The following is a 24,387-nucleotide window of genomic DNA, read 5'->3' as shown; positions in this document are numbered from 1 at the left end:
AATGCGTCAACCAAGGTTGACAGACGTCCAACTGTCAACTTATGTTGACGACATGAGCGATACGGCACAGCTGGCGAGCGACGCCGGCAGCCGCGATCCAGCCGTCGGCCTGCGGGCCGTACGCGCCCTGCGGCTCCTGGTGGAACGGCTCGAAGCGCTGCAGGTGGAGAACGCCCGCACCGCGGGGTGGTCCTGGCAGGACATCGCCCTCCTGCTCGGGGTGTCCCGGCAGGCGGTGCACAAGAAGTACGCGGGCGGCCGAGGACTGCTGAGACGGGAGAAGTAGATGCTGGAGAGATTCACCGACGACGCGCGGCAGGTCGTCATACACGCCAACGAGCAGGCCAGAGAGCTCCGGCACAGGCAGGTGGGCACCGAGCACCTGCTGCTCGGCCTGCTGAGCCGCCCGGAGACGTTGTCCGCCCGGCTCCTCATGGCCCGCGGGATCACGGGTGATCGGGTGCGGGCCGAGCTGGTCCGGATCCTCGGCGACGCCACGGGCGGCGACATCGACGCCGAGGCCCTGGAGTCGATCGGCATCGACCTGTCGGCCGTCCGGGAGAGGGTCGAGGAGGTCTTCGGCGTCGGGGCCCTCGACCGGGAGCCGCGTCGCGACCGCCGGGGCGCGCTCCTCAGCGGGCGCCGGGCCCCGTTCGGCCCGCGGGCCAAGAAGACGCTCGAACTCGCGTTGCGCGAGGCCATCGCGCTCAAGAGCAAGGAGATCCGCGACGGGCACATCCTCCTCGGCATCATCCGGGAGGGCGAAGGTCTGGGCGTGCGCATCCTGACGGACGCCGGGGTCGATCTGCCCGCCCTCCGGGCGGAGGTCAGGGGCGGCCTCTGACGGGCCGGCGTCAGTCGTCCAGCGCGGCCAGGGCGTCCGGAACAGTTTCGTAGATGGGGAACGCGGCGTGCAGCCCGGTCACCGTGAGGATTCTCCGGAAGACGCCTCGGACGCCGGCGAGCTTCATGAACCCGCCCGCCTCGACCGCGCGATCATGCGCCTCCAGCAGCAGCCGCAGGCCCATGGAGTCGCAGAAGGTCAGCTCGGACGTGTCCACGACCAGCCGGGTGTTGCCCTCGTCCGACAGCTTGCCGAACACGGTGCGCAGCCGCTCGCCGGAGATCACGTCCAGTTCGCCGGTCAGAGTGACGAGAACGTGCGTCGCCTCATGGCTCACCGTGACGCCAAGTCTCGTCGGCATTCCCTGTCCTCGGTCCTTGGATCTTCATCCGGAAGATCTACAGAGAAGTTACACCCCTAATTACCCCGGCAGGCAGGGGGAGGCAAGGCATTCGGGCTTCACCTTCGCGGAGGACAGATGGTGCGGTCCGGCCCGGCTCAGCGGTCGCCGGCGGTTTCGTACAGTCCGCCCGATCCGGTGTCCGAGTCGCCGCCGGGCCGAGTCTGCGGCCGGGGGCGGCGCGGGCCGGCGTCCGCGGCCTGGCTCAGCGCCTCCGCGACGGTCTCGTGCTGCTCGAACACGTTGCGCAGCCCGGTGATCGTCAGCACCCGGCGCAGCACGCCCTGCACACCGGTCAGGATCAACCGGACGTTCAGCGCCTGACCGCGCTGCAACGCGGAGATCAGCTCGCTCAGCCCACGCGAGTCGCAGAACATGACCTCCGCGACGTCGAGCACGAGGACGGACGTCCCGGGCGACTCCCAGACCTGGCGCAACTCGTTGTGGAGAAGATGAACGGTGCCGGCGTCGAGGTCCCCTTCCACGCGCACGACGACGGCGGCGTCGTGGACCGCGGACGCGACTCTCAATGTGGAACGTGGACCGGACACGGGCATGCTCACTCCCTCGCCTGCGGGGTCACGGCAGGCGTGTTACGCCAACACAAAGCACACGTTACCCGGGAGGAGGAGGGATTATGTCGCGGTGAAGGCGTGAGCCGTGCGACTCACGCCTTCACCGCGTGCGGTCGCCCTACTTCGAGGCGGCCTTGAGGTAGTCGGCGTTCATCCGGGCGATCGTGTCGAACGGGATGCCCTTGGGGCACACCGCCGTGCACTCGCCGGTGTTGGTGCAGCCGCCGAAGCCCTCGGCGTCCATCTGCTCGACCATCGCCCGGGCGCGGGACTCGCGCTCCGGCTGGCCCTGCGGCAGCAGGCCCAGGTGGGTGATCTTCGCCGCGGTGAACAGCGAGGCCGAGCCGTTGGGGCAGGCCGCGACGCACGCACCGCAGCCGATGCAGGTCGCGGCGTCGAAGGCGGCGTCGGCGTCGGCCTTCGGCACCGGGACGGAGTGCGCTTCGGGGGCGGACCCGGTGGGGACGGAGATGAAGCCGCCCGCCTGGATGATCCGGTCGAACGCCGACCTGTTCACCACGAGGTCCTTGATCACCGGGAACGCCGCCGACCGCCACGGCTCGATGGTGATCACGTCGCCGTCCTTGAAGTGCCGCATGTGCAGCTGGCAGGTCGTGGTGAGCTTCTGCTCGCCGTGCGCGACACCGTTGATGACCATGCCGCACATGCCGCAGATGCCCTCGCGGCAGTCGTGGTCGAAGGCGACCGGGTCGTCGCCCGCCAGGATCAGCCGCTCGTTCAGCACGTCGAGCATTTCCAGGAACGACATGTCCGGCGAGACGTCTTCGACCCGGTAGGTCACCATCCGTCCCTTGTCCGACGAGCCGTTCTGCCGCCAGATCTTGAGGGTCAGGTTCACTTGTAGCTCCGCTGGGTCATCTTGACGTACTCGTAGTTGAGCTCTTCCTTGTGCAGGACCGGGCCGTCCGGGGTCCACTCCCACGCCGCGACGTAGGCGAAGTTCTCGTCGTCGCGCAGCGCCTCGCCGTCCGCGTCCTGCGACTCGGCCCGGAAGTGGCCGCCGCACGACTCCGTACGGTGCAGCGCGTCGATGCACATCAGCTCGGCGAGCTCCAGGAAGTCGGCCACCCGGCCGGCGCGTTCGAGCGCCTGGTTGAGCCCCTCGGCGTCGCCCGGCACCTTGACGTTGTTCCAGAACTCCTCGCGCAGCTCGGGGATGCGCTCCAGCGCCTTGCGCAGCGACTCCTCGGTGCGCTCCATGCCGCAGTAGTCCCACATGATCCGGCCGAGCTCACGGTGGTAGGAGTCGGCCGTGCGGTCGCCGTTCACGGACAGGAGCTTGTCGATCTTGTCCTGCACCGCCTTCCTGGCCTCCGCGACGTCGCCCTCCTCGACCGGGCCGAACGACCCGGCTCCGGCGAGGTAGTCGCCGATCGTCGTCGGCAGCACGAAGTAGCCGTCCGCCAGGCCCTGCATGAGGGCCGAGGCGCCCAGGCGGTTGGCGCCGTGGTCGGAGAAGTTGGCCTCGCCGATCACGAACAGCCCGGGGATCGTCGACTGCAGGTCGTAGTCCACCCACAGCCCGCCCATCGTGTAGTGGACGGCCGGGTAGATGCGCATCGGCACCTCGTACGGGTTCTCGCCGGTGATGCGCTCGTACATCTCGAAGAGGTTGCCGTACTTCTTCTCGACCGCGTCGCGGCCCATCCGGCGGATGGCGTCGGCGAAGTCGAGGTAGACGCCGAGGCCGCCGGGGCCGACGCCGCGGCCCTCGTCGCAGACGTTCTTGGCGGCGCGGCTGGCGATGTCACGCGGGACGAGGTTGCCGAACGCCGGGTAGATGCGCTCCAGGTAGTAGTCGCGCTCGCCCTCGGGGATGTCGCCGGGCGCGCGGTCGTCGCCCTTGCGCTTCGGCACCCAGACGCGGCCGTCGTTGCGCAGCGACTCCGACATCAGCGTCAGCTTCGACTGGTGGTCGCCGCTCTGCGGGATGCAGGTCGGGTGGATCTGCGTGTAGCAGGGGTTGCCGAAGTAGGCGCCCTTCTTGTGCGCCCGCCAGATGGCCGTGGTGTTGCAGCCCTTGGCGTTCGTCGACAGGAAGAACACGTTGCCGTAGCCGCCGCTGGCGAGCACGACGGCGTCGGCGAGGTGGGTCTCGATCTCCCCGGTGACCATGTCGCGGACCACGATGCCCCGGGCCCGGCCGCCGCTGACGATGAGCTCGAGCATCTCGTGGCGGGTGTGGACCTCCACGTTCCCCGCCGCGACCTGCCGCTCCAGGGCCTGGTACGCGCCGAGCAGGAGCTGCTGGCCCGTCTGGCCGCGGGCGTAGAAGGTCCGCGACACCTGGGTGCCGCCGAAGGATCGGGTGTCGAGCAGGCCGCCGTACTCGCGGGCGAACGGCACGCCCTGCGCCACCGCCTGGTCGATGATGTTCACGCTGACCTGCGCGAGGCGGTACACGTTCGACTCGCGGGCGCGGTAGTCGCCGCCCTTCACGGTGTCGTAGAACAGCCGGTAGATGCTGTCGCCGTCGCCGCGGTAGTTCTTGGCGGCGTTGATGCCGCCCTGGGCGGCGATCGAGTGGGCCCGGCGGGGCGAGTCCTGGTAGCAGAACGACTTGACCTTGTAGCCCAGCTCGCCGAGCGTGGCCGCGGCGGAGCCGCCGGCCAGGCCGGTGCCGACGACGATGACGGTCAGCTTGCGCTTGTTGACCGGGTTGACCAGCTTGGCCTGGAAACGACGCTTGTCCCAGCGGTCCTCGATGGGACCCTCCGGCGCCTTGGTGTCCCGGATGGGCTCGCCCACCCGGTACGTCCCGGGGAGGCTCACGTGCTCCTCCTGCTGCTGGGCGCGGCGGCGGAACTTCACTTGACCACTCCGATCATGATGCAGATGGGCGCGGCGACGAATCCGAGCACCAGCACCGCGGAGACCGCGGCGGCGCCCGTCTGCAGCGCGCCGCGAGAGCGGGGGCGGCGGGTCAGGCCGAGCGACTGGAACGCGCTCCACAGGCCGTGGCGCAGGTGGAGGCCGACCATCACCATGGCGACCAGGTAGAACACCGTCACCCACCAGCGCTCGGGCTGGAAGCCGGCGACCATCCGGTCGAACGGCGTGGCGTCGCCGCCCTTGGGGTTGACCGTGCCGAAGGTCATGTCGAGCAGGTGCCAGATCACGAAGAGGAGGATGATCACGCCGCCGTACCGCATGGTGTGCGTGGCGTACCCCTTGGCCTGCGACTTCCGCTTGGCCGCGTACTTGACGGGCCGTGCCTTGGCCGCCCGGCGGGCGAGCGACACGGCCGCCCACATGTGCAGCACGACGCAGAGCGCGAGCACGATCTCGGTGATCGTCAAAATCGTCCGGTTCGGCAACGCGGGCGAGCCCACGGTGCGCAACCATTCGGCATAGTGGTTGAAGGAGTCGGCACCCAGGAAGATCTTGAGATTGCCCAGCATGTGGGCGATCAGGAAGAGCACGAGAACGGCCCCCGTGACGGCCATGACGGCCTTCCTGCCGGCCGAGGTGCCGAGCAGGCCGCGACGGTCAGGCGTACGCGGCGCGGCCCCGGAGGGCTTGCGAGGTGCGTCATGCGCGGGAACCGGCGCGGTCGCCGAACCCCTGTCCACAGAAGCGGGGTCCACGGAGTGGTCAACAGTCGCAGTCACGTGAATAGACGCTAGGTTCGCGTTTTTGAGGCGTCCAAGTCATGACGGGTCTGGTTTCGATAGCCGCGGGCTATGCGCTCTGTCCCGTACGGTTTCCCAGAGTCGGAAGTCACAAGGTGTGCGACGAAATTCACACCTGTTCCCCGCATGGGACCCGCATCGAGCCGGTTCCGTCGATAGCCCTAGGCTATTGAGTCGTGCAGCTCCAGCAACTGGCCTACTTCATGGCCGTGGCCGAGACGCGGCACTTCACGCAGGCCGCGGAGCGGATGCGGGTCGCGCAGCCGTCGCTGAGCAAGCAGATCAAGAGCCTGGAGACCGAGTTGGGAGCGCCCCTGTTCAGCCGGGCGCGGGGCAACGTCACGCTCACCCCCGCGGGTGAGGCGCTGCTCCCGCTCGCCCGTCGCATGCTCGCCGACGCGGAGACCGCCCGGCGCGAGGTCGCCGAGCTGGCGGGGCTGCGGCGGGGGCGGGTGCGCCTGGGCGCGACCCCGTCGCTGTGCGCCGGGCTGCTGGCCGACGCGCTGGCCCGCTTCCACCACGACTACCCGGGGGTAGAGCTGCAGGTGGAGGAGGGCGGATCCCGCGACCTCGTCCGCGATCTCGCCCGGGGCCAGCTCGACCTGGCGCTGATCATCCTCCCGCTGCAGAGCAGCGACCCGTCCCTGGTGACCCAGGAGATCCTGAGCGAGAACCTCGTCGTGGCCTCCACGTCGGTCCGGGGCCGCAGGTCGTACATGCGGATCGAGGACCTGCGCGGGCGGCCCATGGTCATGTTCCGCCGGGGCTACGACGTGCGGGAGGCGACGCTGGCGGCCTGCCGGCAGGCGGGCTTCGAGCCGCGCTTCGCGGTGGAGGGCGGGGAGATGGACGCGGTGCTGCGGTTCGTCGAGGCGGGGCTGGGCATCGCGGTCGTGCCCTCGATGGTGCTGGAGAACCGGCCGAGGCTGACGGGCACACCGCTGCTGCCCGGGCTTCGCCGTACGGTCGCCCTCGCCCACCGCAAGGACGTCGAGCCGACCCGGGCGGCGCAGGCCTTCCGTGGGACGCTGTTGTCGTTCCTCGGCGAGGCGGCACGTGACGGCACGCTTCCCCAGGGAATAGAGGCGCTCGTTGATGTGTGAGCCCTATCGGGCCGCCCCCAGACGATAGGTTTGTGCCCACGATGATCCCGACGCTGGAGAGGCGTTCGTGACCCCCGTCTCACCTGATCTGCCCGATCCGCTTACCCTCCTGCTGATCGAGGACGACGCCGGCGACGCGTTTCTCGTCGAGGAGTTGCTGGCGGGCGCCGAGAGGCCACCGAAGATCACCTGGGCGCGGACGCTCGCCGAGGGGCGGGCACGGCTCACCGACGACGTGCAGTGCGTGCTCGTCGACCTCTCCCTTCCCGACGCGTCGGGGCTGGAGGCGCTCCAGCAGATCCTCGCCATGGCCACGGACACGGCGGTGCTCGTCCTCACCGGACTCGGGGACTCACACGTCGGCATCGAGGCGGTCGCCGCCGGGGCGCAGGACTTCCTGGTCAAGCAGGACGTCGACGACCGGCTGCTGATCCGCGCGATCCGCTACGCCATCGAGCGCAAGCGCGCCGACCTCGCCATGCGCGAGCTCCTGCAGGAACGCATCGTCAGCAAGGAGAACTCCCGGCTCGAACGCGGCCTGCTGCCGGTCCCCCTGCTCGACCCCATGCTCCTGCACCACCAGGCCCGCTACCTTCCCGGACGTACGGGCGGGCTGCTCGCGGGCGACTTCTGGGACACCGTGCAGACGCCCGACGGCGCGGTCCACGTGCTGATCGGCGACGTGTGCGGGCACGGGCCCGACGAGGCCGCGCTCGGCACGGCGCTGCGCATCGCCTGGCGCACGCTGGTGCTGGCCGGGCAGACCGGCAACGACGTGCTGCGCACGCTCGACACGCTGCTGCGGCACGAGCGCAAGTCACCGGAGATCTTCACCACGATGTGCAGCGCCACCATCGCCCCCGACCTGACCACCGCCCGCCTGCACGTGATCGGGCACCCACCGCCGCTGCTGCTGCGCGACGGCGTGCTCGGCGTGGTCACCGAGACGCCGTCCGGCCCGCCGTTGGGGATCTTCCCGGACATCCAGTGGTCGCCCATCGACATCACCCTGGGCGACAGGTGGTCGCTGCTGCTCTACACCGACGGCCTGATCGAGGCCACCGTCGGTGAGAACCGCGACCTGCTCGGCACCGAGGGGCTCGCGAACCTGATCCGCGCGCAGGACGGCATCGACCTCGACCGCATCATCGCCAGCCTCGACGGCGCGATGCACGACGACGTCGCCGCCGTGCTCGTGGCCCGCGGCCACCCCGACCAGCGTGTCCGGGAGGCCGGAGCATGACCGTGCCCGACTCTGTCCAGGCGCCGGACGTGACGACCCCGCCCCCGCTGCCCCCGCTCGCCCCGTCCGGGCGCGGCTCCCGCCTGCCGGTCGGCCGGTGGTTCCTGCTCGCCGGAGCGGGCGTCCTGGTCATCTTCGTGATCGCGCTCAGCGCGATCCTGCTCGCGCTCTCCACGACGTACGACGCCCGGCGGACCCTCGTGGACGCGGTCGACCCCGCCGCCCTGCAGACGCTGCGGGTGGCCCGGGCCGTGCAGGCGCAGGAGGGCGCGATCCGCGGCTACGGGCTGACCGGCGAGCAGCAGTACCTCGACAGTTATCGCCAGGGCGTCGCCGAGGAGCAGTCGGCCAAGGACGCCATCGCCAAGCTCGTCCCCGAGCTGCCCGAGGGCTACGGCGTGCGGCGGCAGATCCGCGAGCTCACCGGGGCGACGGACGCCTGGCGGCGCGACTACGCCGAGCCCGTGGTCACGCGGACGCTCAAGAGCGGCCCGGCGCCGCTCACCGACCTGGCCAAGCACAACCTGCAGCGCTTCTCGGCGGTCAGGGCCGCCCTCGACGAGCAGCAGGCCGTGCTGGGGCGCTTGCACGACGTCGCCAGGGACCGGCTCTACTCCGGGTGGAACACCATCTACTGGGCGGTCGCGGCGCTGGCCGGCGCGATGGTGCTGGCGATCGTGTTCTGCGCGCTGATCGTGCGCCGCGCCGTCGCCGGCCCGATCGCGCGGCTCACCCGGCAGGTCCGGGCGGTCGCGGCGGGCGACTTCGACCACGAGCTCGGGGTCGAGCGGCCGGCCGAGCTGTGGGAGCTGTCCGGCCACATCGACGGGATGCGCCGCCGCATCATGACCGAGTGGCAGTCGTCCGTCGAGGCCCGCCAGCAGCTCGCCGAGCAGGCCGAGGAGCTCAAGCGTTCCAACCGGGAGCTCGAGCAGTTCGCCTATGTGGCCAGCCACGACCTGCAGGAGCCGCTGCGCAAGGTGGCGAGCTTCACCCAGATGCTGGAGCAGCGCTACGCCGACCGCCTCGACGACCGCGCGCGGCAGTACATCGGCTTCGCGGTCGACGGCGCCCGCCGCATGCAGCTGCTCATCAACGACCTGCTCGACTTCTCGCGGGTGGGCCGGGTGGGCGGCGAGCGGGAGGAGATGGACACGGGCGACGCGCTGGCCGCCGCCCTGCGCAACCTCGACTCCCGGCTGTCGGAGACCGGCGCCACGGTCACGAACGACGACATGCCCAAGGTCGTCGGCAACCGCACGCTGCTGACCCAGCTCTTCCAGAACCTCGTCAGCAACGCGCTCAAGTTCCGTTCCGAGGAGCCTCCCCGCGTCCACATCGGCGTACGGCGGAACGGCGACATGTGGGAGTTAAGCTGCGCGGACAACGGGATCGGCGTCGACGCGAAGTACGCCGACCGGATCTTCCTGATCTTCCAGCGCCTGCACCCGAGGGACGTCTACCCGGGAACGGGCATCGGACTGGCTCTGTGCCGCAAAATCGTCGAATATCATGGCGGCCGGATCTGGCTCGACACGAACGAGAGCGCCGGAGCCACATTCCGCTGGACGCTGCCGGCCCTGGGAGATCCCGATGACTGAATTCCGCCCGATCGAGGTCCTCCTGGTCGAGGACGACCCGGGCGACGTCCTGCTCTGCCAGGAGGCGTTCTCCTACAACAAGGTCGGCAACAACCTCCACGTGGTCAACGACGGCGAGCAGGCGCTGGCCTTCCTGCGCGCCGAGGGGCCGTACACCTCGGCGCCCCGGCCCGACCTGGTGCTGCTCGACCTCAACCTGCCCCGCGTGAACGGCTTCGAGGTGCTGGAGGAGGTCAAGAAGGACCCCTCCCTGCGGAGCATCCCCGTTGTGATCCTCACCACATCGGAGGCCGAGCAGGATATCCTGCGTGGATACAACCTGCACGCCAACGCGTACATCACAAAACCCGTGGATTTCGACCAGTTCACGCGGGTAGTACGGCAGGTCGACGAATTCTTCGTGACCGTGGTCAAACTGCCGGGGAAGTGACCGAGATCACATGGAGGAGGAGTGACCCTCCTCACACTTCGTGATGTGCTCGTCGTAATGTGTGCCCCACCAATAACGCGCACGGCCTGAGCAGTACGGCGCGGTCGCTCCGGCGTGCGCGGAGTCAGTGAGGGTGGAAGGTCTCCGATGACCCAGACAACGGCCGAGAGCGCGGCAAGGAAACAACGCGCGCAGATCAGGGTGCGCACTCTTCGCACCGACCGATGGTGGCTGGCCCCGGCGCTCACGTTCGCCGGGCTCCTGTTGTTCTTGATTTACGGTGTGTGGGCGACCTTTGACGGGAGCTACTTCACCGACCCGTACATCGCACCTTTCTCGTCGCCGTGTCTGGCGACGTCATGTCCCGAAGGGGCCCGGTTGTTCGGGTTGGCCCCGTTCGGCGACTGGTACGCGCTGCCGCCCGGGATATTGATCCTCGGACTGCCCGGTGGGTTCCGGCTCACCTGCTACTACTACCGCAAGGCCTACTACCGGTCGTTCTGGCTGTCGCCGCCGGCGTGCGCCGTGGCCGAGCCGCACGGGAAGTACACCGGTGAGACGCGTCTGCCGCTGATCCTGCAGAACATCCACCGCTACTTCTTCTACTTCGCCATCGTCATCGGCCTGATCCTGACGTACGACGCGGTGCTCGCGCTGGTGCACAGGCCCGCCGGGCTGGGCAGCTGGATTCTGCTCGTGAACGCCGCACTGATCCTCGGCTACACGTTCGGCTGCCACTCGTGCCGTCACATCACCGCCGGGCGCCTGAACCACTTCTCCAAGCACCCGCTGCGCTACAAGGCGTGGACCCTGGTCTCGAAGCTCAACGCGAAGCACCAGAAGTTCGCCTGGGCCTCGCTCTTCTCGGTCATGATCGCCGACCTGTACGTGCGGCTCGTCGCCAAGGGCGTCATCAACTTCCCGTTCGCATAAGGATTTCAAGTGGAGCGTCACGAATACGACGTCGTCGTCATCGGAGCCGGTGGAGCGGGGCTCCGCGCGGCGATCGAGGCGCGGCAGCAGGGCAAGCGGACGGCCATCGTCTGCAAGTCGCTGTTCGGCAAGGCCCACACGGTCATGGCCGAGGGCGGCGCCGCCGCCGCGATGGGCAACGTCAACAGCAGCGACAACTGGATGGTTCACTTCCGCGACACCATGCGCGGAGGCAAGTTCCTCAACAACTGGCGCATGGCGGAGCTGCACGCGAAGGAGGCCCCGGACCGCGTCTGGGAGCTGGAGGCCTGGGGCGCGCTGTTCGACCGCACCAAGGACGGCAAGATCAGCCAGCGCAACTTCGGCGGCCACGAGTACCCGCGGCTCGCCCACGTCGGCGACCGTACCGGCCTGGAGATGATCCGCACCCTGCAGCAGCGCGTCGTCGCCCTGCAGCAGGAGGACGAGAAGCTGCACGGCGACCCCGAGGCGTACATCAAGGTCTTCGCCGAGTGCACGATCACCCGGCTGCTCAAGGACGGCGACGCGATCTCCGGGGCCTTCGGCTACTGGCGCGAGACCGGCGAGTTCATCGTCTTCGACGCCCCCGCCGTGGTCCTGGCCACCGGCGGCATCGGCAAGTCGTTCGTCGTCACGTCGAACTCCTGGGAGTACACCGGTGACGGCCACGCGCTGGCCCTGCTCGCCGGCGCGAAGCTCATCAACATGGAGTTCATCCAGTTCCACCCGACGGGCATGGTCTGGCCCCCGTCGGTGCGCGGCATCCTGGTGACGGAGTCGGTGCGCGGCGACGGCGGTGTCCTGCGCAACTCCGAGGGCCGCCGCTTCATGTTCGACTACATCCCGGACGTGTTCAAGGACAAGTACGCGACGACCGAGGAGGAGGCGGACCGCTGGTACGACGACCAGGCCAACAACCGGCGTCCGCCGGAGCTGCTGCCCCGTGACGAGGTGGCCAGGGCGATCAACGCCGAGGTGAAGGCCGGGCGCGGGTCACCGCAGGGCGGCGTGTTCCTCGACGTGTCCACCCGCCTGCCCGCCGCCGAAATCACCAGGCGGCTGCCGTCGATGCACCACCAGTTCAAGGAGCTGGCGGACGTCGACATCACGAAGGAGCCCATGCAGGTCGGCCCGACCTGCCACTACGTCATGGGCGGCGTCGAGGTGAACGCCGACACCGGCGCCGCGTCGGTCCCCGGGCTGTTCGCGGCCGGCGAGGTCTCCGGCGGCATGCACGGCTCGAACCGCCTCGGCGGCAACTCGCTGTCGGACCTGCTGGTGTTCGGCCGCCGGGCCGGCGCGGGAGCCGCCGCGTACGTGGACGGGTTGGCCAGGCGGCCGGCGGTGAGCGGCCTCGATGAGGCCAAGGCCGAGGCGCTGGCCCCGCTGGAGCGCACCGGCGGGGAGAACCCGTACGAGGTCCACCACGAGCTGCAGCGCACGATGAACGACCTGGTCGGCATCATCCGCAAGTCCGAGGAGATCAGCGAGGCCCTCCAGGTCATCGAGAAGCTCAAGGAGCGGGCCAAGAACTGCGCCTCCTCGGGCAGCCGTATCTACAACCCCGGCTGGCACCTGGCGCTCGACCTGCGGAACATGCTGCTGGTGAGCGAGTGCGTGGCGAAGGCCGCGCTGCTGCGGGAGGAGAGCCGCGGCGGTCACACCCGCGACGACTACCCGGGCATGTCGGCCGAGTGGCGGCGCAGGCTGCTGGTCTGCTCCGCCTCCCCGGACGGCACGTCCGTCACGGTCGAGGAGAAGATCCAGCCGTCCATGCGGGGCGACCTCATCAGCCTGTTCGAGCGCTCCGAGCTGGAGAAGTACCTCACCGAGGAAGAGCTGGCGGAGTACGACACCGCGGTCAAGGAGTCGTGATGGGATACAAGGCGAAGTTCCGCATCTGGCGCGGTGAGGGCGGCGAGGGCCGCCTGGAGGACTTCACCGTCGAGGTGAACGAGGGCGAGGTCGTCCTCGACGTCATCCACCGGCTCCAGGCCACGCAGGCGCCCGACCTCGCGGTCCGCTGGAACTGCAAGGCCGGCAAGTGCGGGTCGTGCTCGATGGAGATCAACGGCAAGCCCCGGCTGGGCTGCATGACCCGGATGTCCACCTTCGAGGAGAGCGAGACCATCACGGTCACGCCGCTGCGGACGTTCCCGGTCATCAAGGACCTGGTGACGGACGTGTCGTTCAACTACCAGAAGGCGCGGGAGATCCCGTCGTTCACGCCGCCGGCCGACGTCAAGCCGGGCGAGTACCGCATGCAGCAGGTCGACGTCGAGCGGTCGCAGGAGTTCCGCAAGTGCATCGAGTGCTTCATGTGCCAGAACGTCTGCCACGTGATCCGCGATCATGAGGACAACAAGCCGAACTTCGCCGGCCCGCGCTACCTCATGCGGATCGCCGAGCTCGACATGCATCCGTACGACGTGGCGGACCGCAAGGAGTCGGCGCAGGAGGAGCACGGCCTCGGCTACTGCAACATCACCAAGTGCTGCACCGAGGTCTGCCCCGAGCACATCAAGATCACCGACAACGCGTTGATCCCGATGAAGGAACGCGTCGTCGACCGGAAGTACGACCCGCTGGTCTGGCTGGGCTCGAAGATCTTCAAGCGTCAGCGCTGAGCCCGGGGAGGAAGCGCCGATCGGCCGGTCCGATCGGCGCTTCTCACTTTCAGCGGCGGGTGTTCGGGTCCTCGCCGGGGCCGGTTGCCTCGGCCCAGGGGTCGGCCGGGGCCGGATACTGCTGACCCTGTGCCTGCTGCTGGGCCTGCATCTGGGCCTGCATCTGGGCGGGGTCCGCCGGCGGATAGCCGTACGGCTGGGCGTAGCCGTACGGCACCGGGTAGCCGTAGGGCTGCGGCTGCTGCGGATACCCCATCGTGTAGGGCTGCATGGGCACGAAGCCGACCATCGGGGCGTAGCCGGGCGTGGCCGCCGGGAACGCCGCCGGCTCGGGAGTCGCCGTCCGCGCCGCGGCCGGGCCTCCCCGCCGTACGGCGGCGGCGTGCGCCATCCTCCGCAGCCGGCCCTCGAAGATCAGCCAGGCGATCAGCGCGATGCCCACGAGAACCCCGGCGGGGATGGCGAGCCGGTGGGCCAGCGTCGGCTTGTCGTACTCCGGAGACGCGTTGCGGATCTCGATCGGCACCGTCTCGGGATCGGGCTGCTCGAACGACGCGCCCGCGGTGGGGGTCTGCTGCGCCACGTCCGGCGACGCGGACGCCTGGGGCAGCAGCACCTGTCCGTCGTCCTCGGGGGACGGGCTGGGACTCGGGGTGGGGGCCTCGGTCAGCGTGGGGAGCGTCTGCGTGGTCTGCGGCGGGAGATCCTGCTCCGTGGTGGACGCGGGGGGAGCGGTGGTCGTCGTGGCCGGCTTGGGCGTCTTGGTCTTGGTCTGCTTCGGCGTCGGCGTGATGGTGACGGTCTTGGTCACCACCGGCTCGGCCGTGGGGCTCGCCTCCGCCGAGGAGGTGGCCGGCGGCGTCTGGGTGACGGTGACCGTGACGACGGCGCACTGGGGGTCCTGGACGGGGTCGCACGGCTCCACGGGGTCGGCGTTGGCGCCGATCACTGGGCCCATGACCAGGATCGCCACCGTGGCGAGGCCCACGGACGCGACCGCCGAGGACGCGGCTCTCATATACGCGCGTCCGCTCACCGCTCGCCTCCCGTCGGCCCGGCTCCCAAGTCAAGACCGATTGTAGTTCGGCAAAAGGAGGAGCCAAGCCGGATCTTGCGAACGATTCGGCGACTATGTGGTCGCGGAACCGGGCAGCAGCTTCTCGATCGCGGCGACGACCGGCAGGTCGGCCGGGAGCCAGGCGACGTCGTACAACTCGTGCGGCTCCAGCCACCGCAGCGCGAGGTGCTCCAGCGGACGGGGCACACCCGTGACGACGGTGGCGAGCCACACGTGCATCAGGTTGCCGCCGGGCAGGGGCCAGTCCCCGCCGACCCGGCGCCCGAGGACGACCCGGACGCCGAGCTCCTCCGCGCACTCGCGCACCAGCGCGGCGCGCTCGTCCTCCCCCGGGTCGACCTTCCCGCCGGGGAACTCCCAGCCGCCGCGCAGCTCGGGGGGCGCGGCGCGCTGGGCGGCCAGGAGGCGGCCGTCCCCGACGATCGCGGCGCCGACGACGAGACGCGTCACGTCACGGCCCGCTTGAGCTGCGCGACGACGGTCTCGTTGTCCAGCGGACGGGTGAAGCCCACGATGTTCGGCCGGTCGCGGTAGGTCGTGACCTTGATCGGCCCGCACAGCGTGCACCGCGCCTCGATCATCTTCCCGGGCGACACGACCATGCCGACATGCCCGGGATTGTCCGCGGACGTGCCCGGACCGGCGTTGAAGAAGACGAGGTCTCCGGGCCGCTCCTCGCCCTCCTCGATCTTCTTGCCGAAGGGCCACTGGCCGAAGGTCGTCCGGGGAATGGTCAGACCCGCGTTCCGATAGGCCATGTAGATGATCCCCGAGCAGTCGAAGGCGTCCGGGCCCGTGCCACCCCACCGGTACGGCTTGCCCCGCTGCGCCAGAGCGTACTCGAGGATGTCCCGCACGACGTCGTCGGTGGCGCTGTCGACGTAGCCGGAGTCGCAGGCCGGGTCGGCCTCGGGCGGCACGCCGATGTCCCCGGTCGCCGCGTAGCGTTTGGCGATCTCCAGCACCTGGTCGACGTACCAGGTGGCCCGGTTGTAGACGAAGATCGCCTTTCTGAGGTCGTCGGGCGCGCCGTTGCGCTTGAGCATCTTGGCGGCGCCGAGGATGGCGTCCGCCGGGTTGTAGACGTCGCCGTAGCCGTCCCCGTCGCCGTCGGAGGCGTAGCCGTTGATGTCCGGCTCGATCTTCATCTTGGCCTGGCCGCCCCAGGTGCTGATGAGGAACTGCATCGGCCCGGCGGCCCCCGCGTAGTTGGTGCCGCTGCTCACGCCCGGCAGCGTCGAGCGCCCGTGGTTCGTCTCCCGCTTGCCGATGGCCGCCAGGACGTTCCACTGCACGCCGATCTGCTTGCCGAACTTCTTGTAGAGCTCCAGGTAGTCCGGCGGGATGTCGCCCTGGGCCGTCTGGGAGACGTCCGCCGTGTCCGCGGTGGCCGCCTCGGCGCAGTTCTCGGCCGCGCCGCCGCCGAGGAGGATCGACGGGCTGGGGGTCATCAGGATGATCGAGCCGAACAGCGTGGCCGGGACGATCACCACCAGGGCCACGGCGATCGTCCGCCAGTCCCGCCCCGCCGACGCGAGCCTGCGCACGACGCGCGTCGAGGCGGTCACGGCGAGGTGTCCCCGTCCTGACCGGCGTCGGCCAGTTGCAGGTCGTACACCCGCCAGTCGGTCCCCGCCTTGACCACGGTCACGGCGAACCGCTCGGGCACGTCCTTCTGGCCGTCCTTGTCCGTCACGTGGCGGACCGAGTCGACGACGAACACCACCTGGTTGGCCGTCATGTCGCGGATCGTCGCGACCTTCGCCGACCCCTTCGAGGTCACCTGGCCGGCCTCGTTCTGGTCCACCACCGCGGGGTCGGTGACGGTCCTGGTGAGCTGCCCGCCGAACTCGTCGGTCGCGAACCGCGTCAGCCGGTCGGCGCGCGCCGCCGGCTCCTCACCGGCCGAGAAGGTCCCGTACGCCTCGGTGAAGCGGCGCGCCAGGTCGGCCGCCGCGCCGATCTCCTCCCTCGACAGCGGCAGATAGGCGTAGACGTCGAAGGCGCCGGGGGTCGTGGCCACCGGGCTGGGCTGCCGGACGGCCCTCGTCGCCACAGCGGTGGCCGCGACGGACTGCTCCCGCGGCTGCTCGTCGCCCTCGGACGCCGGGGCCATCGTGAGATAGACGCCGACGGCGGCGAGCACCACGACGGCCGCCGCGAAGGCCAGGCCCTTGCCCCGATCGCTGTTCCGGCTTCTCATCAGTCGCCGGAGTCGCGGTCGGCGGGCTTGGCCCAGAACGGCGTCGGCGCGTCGCCGTCGCGGCGCGTGCCCGCTCCCCTGCTCGGCAGCCAGAGCGGGGGCGGCTCGGCCGAACGGGGACGACTCGAGGACGATCCGGAGTCGCGTGGCGGCGCGGGCCGGGAACGGCCGCCGTCACCGCGCCGGGACGAACCGCCGAACAGACCACCCGAGCCGCCCGAGCCACCGGAGCCGCCCGACCTGCTCGGCCCACCGGACCTGCTCGAGCCGCCGGACGAGCCGCGCGAGCCGCCGAAGAACCCGCCCGAGCCGCCGCCGGACGGACGCGGGGACGACGGCCGGGAGGCCCAGCCGCCCGACCTGCCGCTGAACCAGCCGCCACCCGAGCCACCACTCGAACCGCCACCAGGGCCGCCGCTCGAACCGCCGCTCGAACCGCCGCGGGACGGCGCGGCGGGCGCGGCGGACGCGCCGGTGACCCGCTGCGGCGGGGCGGCCGGGCTTCCTCCCGGCGACGCCGACGCCGACGCCGACGCCGCCGACGACGCGGCCTGTGCGGCGGACCGGGCCGGGGAGGCGGGCCGGACGCCCGACAGGTTGAGCGGCGGGGCCGTTCCGGGACGTGCGGCGGCGCCTGCGGCCTTGCGGCGACCGGCCCCCTGCGCGTCGGCGTCGAGCGGCGCGGGTTGCGCCCCCGCACGTGCTCCCGCCTGGGCGGCGACGTTGCCCGCGCCCTCCTCGCCGCGCACGCGGCCCTGTGCCACGCCCGCCGCGGCGGCGGCCGTGGCCGCGCCGGTCGCCATCATGGCCGCGCCGATGACCGGCTCGGCCTTGCGCAGGCCCCACCGGCCCGCCCGGGCCGCCGCCACCGGCGGAAGCGCGTTGGCCGCCCGCGACAGCGTCGGCGCGGTGGTGGCCTCGCCGAGCATCCGGGTGGTGATCGTGTGCCCGTCCATCGAGGCGAACAGATGCTGGAACGGCCGCCTGTAGAAGAAGACCGCGATCGTCATCAGCGCCATGAACAGGATCTGCATGCCCCAGGGCAGGGTGGTCGAGATGATCAGCGCGTAGCCGTACACGAGGACCCCGAGCACCAGGGCCAGCACGGCCTGGCGCAGCAGGGTGCCGATCAGCATCTCCACCCAGCGCATGGCGATGATGCGGCCCGACCCCGGATGCACGCCGATCAGCAGGAAGATCGGCCCGAGCATCAGCAGCAACAGGAAGCCGACCTTGAGGACGAGCAGCGACACCGCGACGAGGAAGATGAGCAGTCCGGCGACCATCGCCGCGATGAAGGCGCCGATGGCGATGCCCAGGCGGCTCGTCCAGTCCTTGCCCTGGAAGAGGAAGTACGCCGGGGTGCTCTGCATCGGCTTGGCGACTTCCTCCTCGAATCGCTTCTGGTGCTCGTCGGTGGCCGGGACCTGGCCTGCCGCCTGTTCCTTCGCGTCGATCGCCTGGAGGTTCAGGACCTTCGTGCCCAGGCCCTTGACGAGACCGGCGTCGGGATCGGCGGTGCCGAACTCGCCCATCAGCCACGGCTTGCAGACCAGGACCGACCACAGCGCGTCGGCGTTCTGCGCCACGCCGGGCGTGCCCTGGCGGCCGTAGCCGCCCGCGGTGGGCTCGCTCGGCACCTCGCCCGGCGCGGCCTCGTTCATCGGCAGACAGGACGCGCCGCCCGCTCCGGGCAGTCCCGAGAACGCCGAGTTGACGATCTCGCCGGTCTTGTCGGTCACGGTCTTGCCGAGGTTGGTGAAGTCGCCCGGGCGGCTGAAGAACCAGATGGCGACCGTCACGGCGAGGACCATCCAGATGACGCCCTCGGTGGTCGTCGTCGCGCGCTTGCGGATCAGGCCGTACCACGCCAGCCAGATCGCGCCGAGGATGACGATCGGCCGCAGGTACGGCCAGTACATCGCGTCGGCGAGGTTGGTGACGATCTTGTCGGCGACTTCCTTGATGGGCTGCAGCGGGCCCTCGGTGGCCGCCGCCTGGTAGGTGCTGATCGTCAGCCGGTCGACGGCCTTGGCCCAGGAGAAGACCGTGTTGGCCCAGGCGTTGCCGAGCACGGCCGTGACGTCGGAGCACCCCAGGTCGTAGGTGTGCCAGAACTGGCCGGCCATGCCGTACCGCTCGTAGTTGGTCGCCGGTTCCTTCGGCGCCTGTTCGGCGTTCTGACCGGCGGCCGCGGTCACATCCGCGGCCGGCGGCTGGACCAGCCCGTCGACGCCGCCGCCCACGATCTCCGGGGCGAGGGCCGGCGACAGGTCACATGGCCCGACGGCGCTCGCCGTGTCCGACGGGAAGACCAGCGGAAGCGTCACGAACGCCGCGAAGGCGACGAACAGCAGGGCCAGGGTCCGGCGGACCCGCCTCCCGCGTCTGCCGCCCTCTCTGGTGCGACCCCTGGGATCGTTCCTGCGCACGCTCACGATCGCACCTCCTGCGCGACCCCCGACCGACCGGAGCCCCCGTCAAGAAGATCATGCACGTTCTCGCTGGGTTTGTCGTGTGTCGGATTGGTGTCAAGCCACCGCAGCAGCTCCTCCGAGATCAGGTCCACCCCGATACGGCCTGCCCGGCCGTCCAGATCCCGGAAGACGCACTCCCCGTTGCCCAGGGAGCGCAGCACGGCCTTGTGCTCCTCCGACGGGTCCACGCCGAGGAGCTCCATCACGTGCTCGACCTCCACGCGTTCGGTCGAACGGAACGCGAAGACCGACGACAGACAGTTGGTCACCTGCTCGTTGAGCAGGTCACCGGCGTTCTGCGAGACCAGGACGAGCGCCGTGTTGCGCGAGCGGCCCATCCGGGAGACCTCGGGCACGAGCTTGGCGCCCTCGGGCGTGGACGTGATCGCCCACGCCTCGTCCAGGAAGATCGCCTTCGGCGTACGCCGGTCGAGCCCGTTCATCAGACGGCGCGCGAACTGCGACACCAGGTAGAGCAGCGCCACCGACAGCCGTTGTTCGTAGGAGTAGTCGTCCCTGGCCGTCATCACGTCGGGCAGCGTGAGGCCGCCGAGCGTGAACACGGTCGTCCAGCCCTCGGTGTCGATCTGCTCGCCGCCCGAGGCGTCGAAGCACAGCCGGGCCAGGTGCATCTCCGACATCGACCGGAGCACGGCCCCCAGGTTCTTGGACGCCGGGTCGGTCGACTGCTCCAGGTGGTCGACCACCTTGCCCAGCGAGGGGTCGGGTTCGTTGGAGACCGCGGCGACCGCCTGGATCATGGCGGACTCGCGCTCCTCGGACATCCTCGGCAGCAGCAGCCGCAGGGTCTCTGTCGCCATCGTCTTCTTCGTCGCGATGTCGTCGCCGAACGAGAACGGGTCGAGCAGGCCCGGCGCGGCCGACCCCAGCGGGATGACCCGTGCCTTGCGGCCCCGGCGTTGCAGCAGTCGTACGAGCGACTCGGCGTCGCCCTTGGGATCGATGACCGCGATCGTGACGCCGCGCAGCGCCATCTGGTAGATCAGCAGCAACGCGAGCGTGGTCTTGCCGCCGCCCGGCTCACCGGTGATCGCGATGGCCGTCGGGCGATTGCGCGCCGCCGCGACGAGCGGGTCGAAGTGCACGATGCTGCGGGCCCGTCCCAGCGTCTCCCCGACGTACGGCCCGATCCACCCGGCGTTCGACTCGTCCACCCGGTCGCCGAGCTCGACGGTCGCGGTGGCCATGCCGCCCGCGATCGTGCGCAGCGGCTGCCGCTGGGCGTACGCGTTGACCCGCAGTTTCTCCCCCGGCAGGGCCTCGCAGAACAGCGAGAACTGGTCGCCGGTGGAGTTGACGACGTCGATGCCGATGTCGCGGTAGTGCTCCACGACGGCCTCGACGCGCTGCACGCACATCTCCTCGGTCGGCGCGCTGACGCTGAGCCGGTGCCAGCCGTAGACGAACGGCAGGCGCTCCTTGGTGATCCCGTGCTCCAGCATGCGGGCGGCGTCGATCTGCTCGGCCAGCGCGAGCGGCGCCTCGGCGCCCGCCTCACGGATGTGGATGTCCATGTCGCGGGCGTGGGCCAGCTTGCGCGCCACGTCCTTGCTCGCCCTGACCGGAGGGATCAGCCGCATCCGGCTGGAGACCTCCACCGGGAACGGCAACTGGTCGGCGAAATGCAGCCACGGCTCCCCGTCGGGGAACGGCATCAGATCGGGGAACCGGGCGAACGACAGGTACGCGGTCCAGGAGTCTCCGGCCGGCTGCTCGATGCGCAGCAGCGACCTGCCGTTGTGGATCTGCCCCTCCACCAGCGACTCGATCTCGCCCTTGCCCCACCTGCGGCGCGGCGTGGCCGAGGGCAGCGGCTCACCGAGCCCGCCGGCGGCCGCGTGCTGGTACAGCCAGGCGATCTCCGTGGAGGTGGCGTGGCGGGCGTACAACGCGCTGGAGGCGAGGGCCCGGCCGAGCCGTTCCGCGGCCTCGGTCCACCGGGCGATCTCCTTGTCCGGCACGTGGTCGTCCTCGATGCCGAGCGTCTTCTCGCTGCGCTGGTAGAAGCCGAAGAGCTGGGCCAGCACGCCGGTGCCGAGCTGCGCGCCGCGCGGCCCGAGCCGTACGCCGAGATAGATCTCCTTGCTCCAGAAGTCCTTCGCCCAGACGTGGCGGTACATCTCCTCCAGGTACTCCCGCCACCCCGGGCCCTCGTCCGAGGTCGAGTTGAGCGCCATCGCCCACTCGGCGGCCGGATAGGCCCGGTGCGCGATCCGCAGGTGCACCTCGGCGTCCTGCATCCTGATCGCGGCCAGCGCGATCGTGATGTTGGTGGCCAGCGCCTCGCGCTCCTCGGGGGTGAGGAACTCGTAACTCACCGTCGGCAGCCGGAAGTACGCCCAGGCCGCCGAGTCGGTGAGGAGAACGCGATCGTCGAAGTAACGCACCGCGAGGCGACTGCGCGCCCTGCTCATCGACCTCTCACCAGCTTCCTCGCTCGCCCCTCATCTGGCCACCTCCTGCTTGGCCTGGACAGTCGCCAGGCCGCTCACGATCACACCCGCAAGCGCAACGTACGCCCTGCGGCCGCCCATTCGGAGGTGATTGACGTCGACCGGCCCCGGCCGCCCGGGAGCCAGCTCGTCCTCCCACGGCACCCGTACGATGGCCCGGCAGCGGCCGCTGGCCACCGCCTCGGCCTGCTCCACGTCGGGGAGGCTGCGGCGGCTCACGCCGTTGATCACCATTACGGCGCGGCGCCTCAGGTCGGAGCAGCCGTGCCCGTCGAGCCATTCGTAGGTCATCGCAACCGCCTCGGAGGCGTCCTCGCTCGCGGGGGCGACCAGCACGAGCTGGTCGGCGTACGGCAGGAGCCGGGCCGCCAGCGCGGCCGCGGGGTCGATCACGGTAAGCCGGTAGTGCCGGTCGAGCGCGGCGAGCGTCCTGCGCCAGTCGGACAGGAACGCGCGATCCGCCAGGCGCTGCGTCACCCGGTCGTCGGTGTCCGCTCCGACGACCTCCAGTCCCGATTCGCAGCGCGTCGTGTACGCCCGCATGCCGAGATAGCCGGTCACCTCTTCCGAGCTCTCGATGAGCGAGCTCAGCGTCTCGGGGGATTCGGCGGCGATCCTCGTCGTGAGCGTGTCCTCTCCGGTGTTCGCGTCGAGCGCGAGCACGCGGTCCTCCCGGTAGCGGGCCAGCGTGTGGCCCAGCATTAACGCCGTGGTCGTCTGCCCGGCGCCGCCCGTGCAGCCGAGCACCATGATCCGGCTGCTGCTGGTGAGCGGGACGCGGGCCCGGGCCTCGTCGACCTCCATGCCGTCCGTACGGCTGCCGCCCACGACCACCTGTGCCAGGCGCCGCCAGCCGCCCGAGGTGTCGCGGCCGACGACGGCCTCGACGCGGCGCAGGCGCGGCGGCTCCTCGTGCGCCGGCCTGCCGGGGGTGGTCCTGCCGGGGGCGGGCAGCGACGGCCGGGCGGGACCGGCCGGGCCCGCCGCCCGGGGGCCCGCGGGCACGGCCCGGATCGACACCGCGGCGGGGGCCGCGGGAGGCGTCACGTCCCCCGCGCCCGGGGTGCGGGCACCGGCGCCACGGGGGGCGCCACGGGACGCGCCTCCGGCGCTCTCGTACGGCCGGGACCCCGGTGCGTGCGTCCCCTCCCGCGCGCCGTCCGCGACGGAACCGGCGTCGGCGGGAGCGTCAGGCGTCCTGCTCTCGGGCGACGTGTCCGGGGACGGATCGGGCGCGGGCCCCGCCACTGTGTCCGTCGCTGTGTCCGTCGCTGTCTCTACCGCTGTGTCTGCCGGTGTGTCCGTCGCGGTGTCCGTCGCTGTCTCTACCGCTGTGTCTGCCGGTGTGTCCGTCGCTGCGTCCGCCGCTGTGTCCGTCGCGGTGGGAGCGGCCGTCGCGGGCTCGTCCGTCTCCGCGTCTGCCGTCTCCGCGTCTGCCGTCTCCGCGTCTGCCGTCTCCGCGTATCCCGTGGCCGCTGGCGCCTCGTCCGCCGCCGGTGGCGTCCGCTCCGGCTCCGGCGAGGCGGTCCGGGGCGTCTCGCCCCAGGCGTCTCCCGGCACCCTGGGGCGCACGAGCCGCGGCGGCCGGCCCTTGCGATGCTGCTCGAGCGCCTCGGCGTCCCGCTCGCCGTCTGCGGGCTCCCGGGGCGCGGACGGCGCCTCCTTCGATGCCTCCTCCACCGGTGTCTGCGCTGCCGGCGTCTCAGCCGCCGGCGCCTGCTCCGGCGCCTGCTCGACGGGCCGCAGGGGCGTCTCGGCGAAGGGGGTCACACCGGAGTGCCTCACGGCGCGGGGTTCGGCCGAAGCGGCGAGCCTGCGCAGGCGGCGCAGCGCCTCTGTACCGATGGGCGGGACGGCGGGCGCGTCCGCAGCCTCGGCGGGAGCGGTGTGCGAGGCGGCCGGAGAGGCGGGTGGCCGCTCCTGGCCCTCGTGGTGATCCTCGTGGTGATCCTCGTGCCGGTCCTCGTGGCTCTCGTGCCGCTGCTCGCGCCCACGATCCGGACCGGTGAGGTGGCCGCCCCGCGCCTCCTCGCGTACGGGAAGTGCGGCCGGCTCCGAGAGGTGGTAGACGCGCTCACCGCCGGCGCGGGCGGTGGTGGCCGGGATGGGGGCCGGGGTGTCGGCCACGACCGGTGCGGCGGCGGCCGCGGCGGCCGCCACCGCCGGGCGTACGACACGCGAGGGGTCCACCTGACGCGCGCCCGCACGTGCGGCGGCCTTCGAGGCCGGCCGTGCGCCGGTCCCGGGGACCTCCGCGATCGGCACCTTGACCGAGATACCGCGGCGCGCCTTGCGGGCCGCCCTGCCGTTCGCCGCCCCGCCCTTCGCCGGCATGGCCGGCGGCGTGGTCCGCCAGACGCGCGCCGTGAGGGCGATCTCGTCCGGCTCGTCGAACGGGGCCATCCGGCACCAGGTCCGGGGCTCGCTCATGTAGCGGAGCTGCGACTGGAGCAGCTCGGTGAGACGCTTGTTCTCGATCACGGGACGGGTGGACAGCCAGGTGAGCACGCCGGGGGGAACCAGGTAGATGACGTGCCACGGGGCCGCGAAAGGCAGGCCGATCAGGTAGAGGAAGACCCACCACGGCACGGAGACACCCACGAACACACCGATCCAGACGACCGGAAGCGGCATCGGCAGCCGTAGGTCGTACAGCTTGTACAGCCGCTTCTCGATGCGCCAAATATTCGTATATGTGGGCAGATCCACCCCGAACCTCCTCTCC

The 24,387-nt window shown here is 70.8% G+C and carries 21 protein-coding genes; 9 read left to right on the top strand and 12 right to left on the bottom strand.

What is annotated here, in order from left to right:
- Window positions 1–52: 52 nt before the first annotated feature.
- Together AAH991_RS18065 and AAH991_RS18060 are read left to right on the top strand one after the other, a co-directional pair.
- Window positions 53–286, top strand: coding sequence for an RNA polymerase subunit sigma-70 (locus tag AAH991_RS18065; protein ID WP_079316659.1), 234 nt, complete (start codon window positions 53–55; stop codon window positions 284–286).
- A complete protein-coding gene (locus AAH991_RS18060) occupies window positions 287–844 on the top strand; it encodes a Clp protease N-terminal domain-containing protein (RefSeq protein WP_346227008.1) in 558 nt (185 codons plus the stop codon).
- A gap of 10 nt (window positions 845–854) precedes the next feature.
- Here the strand turns inward: AAH991_RS18060 and AAH991_RS18055 are convergent, their stop codons facing one another.
- The 5 genes from AAH991_RS18055 to AAH991_RS18035 all read right to left on the bottom strand — a co-directional run bounded on the left by AAH991_RS18055 (window position 855) and on the right by AAH991_RS18035 (window position 5,451).
- Complete coding sequence (locus AAH991_RS18055; protein WP_346227007.1) at window positions 855–1,205, bottom strand: STAS domain-containing protein; 351 nt, start codon at window positions 1,203–1,205, stop codon at window positions 855–857.
- A gap of 137 nt (window positions 1,206–1,342) precedes the next feature.
- On the bottom strand, window positions 1,343–1,774 hold the full coding sequence (locus tag AAH991_RS18050; protein ID WP_346227006.1) for an STAS domain-containing protein: 432 nt from the start codon (window positions 1,772–1,774) through the stop codon (window positions 1,343–1,345).
- A gap of 163 nt (window positions 1,775–1,937) precedes the next feature.
- The gene (locus tag AAH991_RS18045) at window positions 1,938–2,678 is read right to left on the bottom strand and encodes a succinate dehydrogenase/fumarate reductase iron-sulfur subunit (RefSeq protein WP_346227005.1); all 741 of its coding nucleotides are present in this window, start codon (window positions 2,676–2,678) and stop codon (window positions 1,938–1,940) included.
- Window positions 2,675–4,612 (bottom strand): fumarate reductase/succinate dehydrogenase flavoprotein subunit, encoded by a 1,938-nt coding sequence (locus AAH991_RS18040; RefSeq protein ID WP_346227024.1) that lies wholly within the window; start codon window positions 4,610–4,612, stop codon window positions 2,675–2,677. Before AAH991_RS18040 ends, AAH991_RS18045 begins: the two co-directional genes overlap by 4 nt.
- 35 nt (window positions 4,613–4,647) lie before the next feature.
- Window positions 4,648–5,451 carry a succinate dehydrogenase cytochrome b subunit gene (locus AAH991_RS18035; protein WP_346227004.1) on the bottom strand — a complete coding sequence of 268 codons (804 nt, stop codon included), beginning with the start codon at window positions 5,449–5,451 and terminating at the stop codon, window positions 4,648–4,650.
- A 197-nt stretch (window positions 5,452–5,648) separates the two neighbouring features.
- On the opposite strand from AAH991_RS18035, the gene AAH991_RS18030 reads away from it, so the two are divergent.
- From AAH991_RS18030 to AAH991_RS18000, 7 genes are all read left to right on the top strand, one after another.
- A complete protein-coding gene (locus AAH991_RS18030; protein ID WP_346227003.1) occupies window positions 5,649–6,575 on the top strand; it encodes a LysR family transcriptional regulator in 927 nt (308 codons plus the stop codon).
- Between the two features lie 67 nt (window positions 6,576–6,642).
- Window positions 6,643–7,818 (top strand): PP2C family protein-serine/threonine phosphatase, encoded by a 1,176-nt coding sequence (locus AAH991_RS18025; RefSeq protein WP_346227002.1) that lies wholly within the window; start codon window positions 6,643–6,645, stop codon window positions 7,816–7,818.
- Window positions 7,815–9,419: a sensor histidine kinase gene (locus AAH991_RS18020; protein WP_346227001.1), complete on the top strand. Its 1,605-nt coding sequence runs from the start codon at window positions 7,815–7,817 to the stop codon at window positions 9,417–9,419. Before AAH991_RS18025 ends, AAH991_RS18020 begins: the two co-directional genes overlap by 4 nt.
- The gene (locus AAH991_RS18015) at window positions 9,412–9,849 is read left to right on the top strand and encodes a response regulator (RefSeq protein WP_346227000.1); all 438 of its coding nucleotides are present in this window, start codon (window positions 9,412–9,414) and stop codon (window positions 9,847–9,849) included. Before AAH991_RS18020 ends, AAH991_RS18015 begins: the two co-directional genes overlap by 8 nt.
- A gap of 147 nt (window positions 9,850–9,996) precedes the next feature.
- Window positions 9,997–10,782: a succinate dehydrogenase subunit SdhC gene (sdhC, locus tag AAH991_RS18010; protein ID WP_507185149.1), complete on the top strand. Its 786-nt coding sequence runs from the start codon at window positions 9,997–9,999 to the stop codon at window positions 10,780–10,782.
- Between the two features lie 9 nt (window positions 10,783–10,791).
- Window positions 10,792–12,678 carry a fumarate reductase/succinate dehydrogenase flavoprotein subunit gene (locus AAH991_RS18005; protein ID WP_346226998.1) on the top strand — a complete coding sequence of 629 codons (1,887 nt, stop codon included), beginning with the start codon at window positions 10,792–10,794 and terminating at the stop codon, window positions 12,676–12,678.
- Window positions 12,678–13,430, top strand: coding sequence for a succinate dehydrogenase/fumarate reductase iron-sulfur subunit (locus tag AAH991_RS18000; protein ID WP_346226997.1), 753 nt, complete (start codon window positions 12,678–12,680; stop codon window positions 13,428–13,430). Before AAH991_RS18005 ends, AAH991_RS18000 begins: the two co-directional genes overlap by 1 nt.
- Window positions 13,431–13,479: 49 nt before the next feature.
- On the opposite strand, the gene AAH991_RS17995 is transcribed toward AAH991_RS18000, so the two are convergent.
- From AAH991_RS17995 to AAH991_RS17965, 7 genes are all read right to left on the bottom strand, one after another.
- Window positions 13,480–14,448: a hypothetical protein gene (locus AAH991_RS17995; protein WP_346226996.1), complete on the bottom strand. Its 969-nt coding sequence runs from the start codon at window positions 14,446–14,448 to the stop codon at window positions 13,480–13,482.
- Window positions 14,449–14,559: 111 nt separating this feature from the next.
- Window positions 14,560–14,958 carry a (deoxy)nucleoside triphosphate pyrophosphohydrolase gene (locus AAH991_RS17990; protein WP_346226995.1) on the bottom strand — a complete coding sequence of 133 codons (399 nt, stop codon included), beginning with the start codon at window positions 14,956–14,958 and terminating at the stop codon, window positions 14,560–14,562.
- Complete coding sequence (locus AAH991_RS17985; protein WP_346226994.1) at window positions 14,955–16,076, bottom strand: C40 family peptidase; 1,122 nt, start codon at window positions 16,074–16,076, stop codon at window positions 14,955–14,957. Before AAH991_RS17985 ends, AAH991_RS17990 begins: the two co-directional genes overlap by 4 nt.
- On the bottom strand, window positions 16,073–16,711 hold the full coding sequence (locus tag AAH991_RS17980) for a hypothetical protein (RefSeq protein ID WP_346226993.1): 639 nt from the start codon (window positions 16,709–16,711) through the stop codon (window positions 16,073–16,075). The genes AAH991_RS17985 and AAH991_RS17980 overlap by 4 nt, the downstream gene beginning before the upstream one ends.
- Window positions 16,711–19,149 (bottom strand): type IV secretion system protein, encoded by a 2,439-nt coding sequence (locus AAH991_RS17975; protein WP_346226992.1) that lies wholly within the window; start codon window positions 19,147–19,149, stop codon window positions 16,711–16,713. The genes AAH991_RS17980 and AAH991_RS17975 overlap by 1 nt, the downstream gene beginning before the upstream one ends.
- Window positions 19,146–21,623 carry an ATP-binding protein gene (locus AAH991_RS17970; protein ID WP_346226991.1) on the bottom strand — a complete coding sequence of 826 codons (2,478 nt, stop codon included), beginning with the start codon at window positions 21,621–21,623 and terminating at the stop codon, window positions 19,146–19,148. Before AAH991_RS17970 ends, AAH991_RS17975 begins: the two co-directional genes overlap by 4 nt.
- Before the next feature lie 30 nt (window positions 21,624–21,653).
- Window positions 21,654–24,371: a TcpE family conjugal transfer membrane protein gene (locus AAH991_RS17965; protein WP_346226990.1), complete on the bottom strand. Its 2,718-nt coding sequence runs from the start codon at window positions 24,369–24,371 to the stop codon at window positions 21,654–21,656.
- Between the last annotated feature and the right edge of the window lie 16 nt (window positions 24,372–24,387).

The sequence above is a fragment of the Microbispora sp. ZYX-F-249 genome (genome assembly GCF_039649665.1).
GTDB classification, from domain to species: domain Bacteria; phylum Actinomycetota; class Actinomycetes; order Streptosporangiales; family Streptosporangiaceae; genus Microbispora; species Microbispora maris.
Note: the sequence above shows the minus strand (reverse complement) of the source record. Positions and strands in the feature narration are given on the sequence as shown.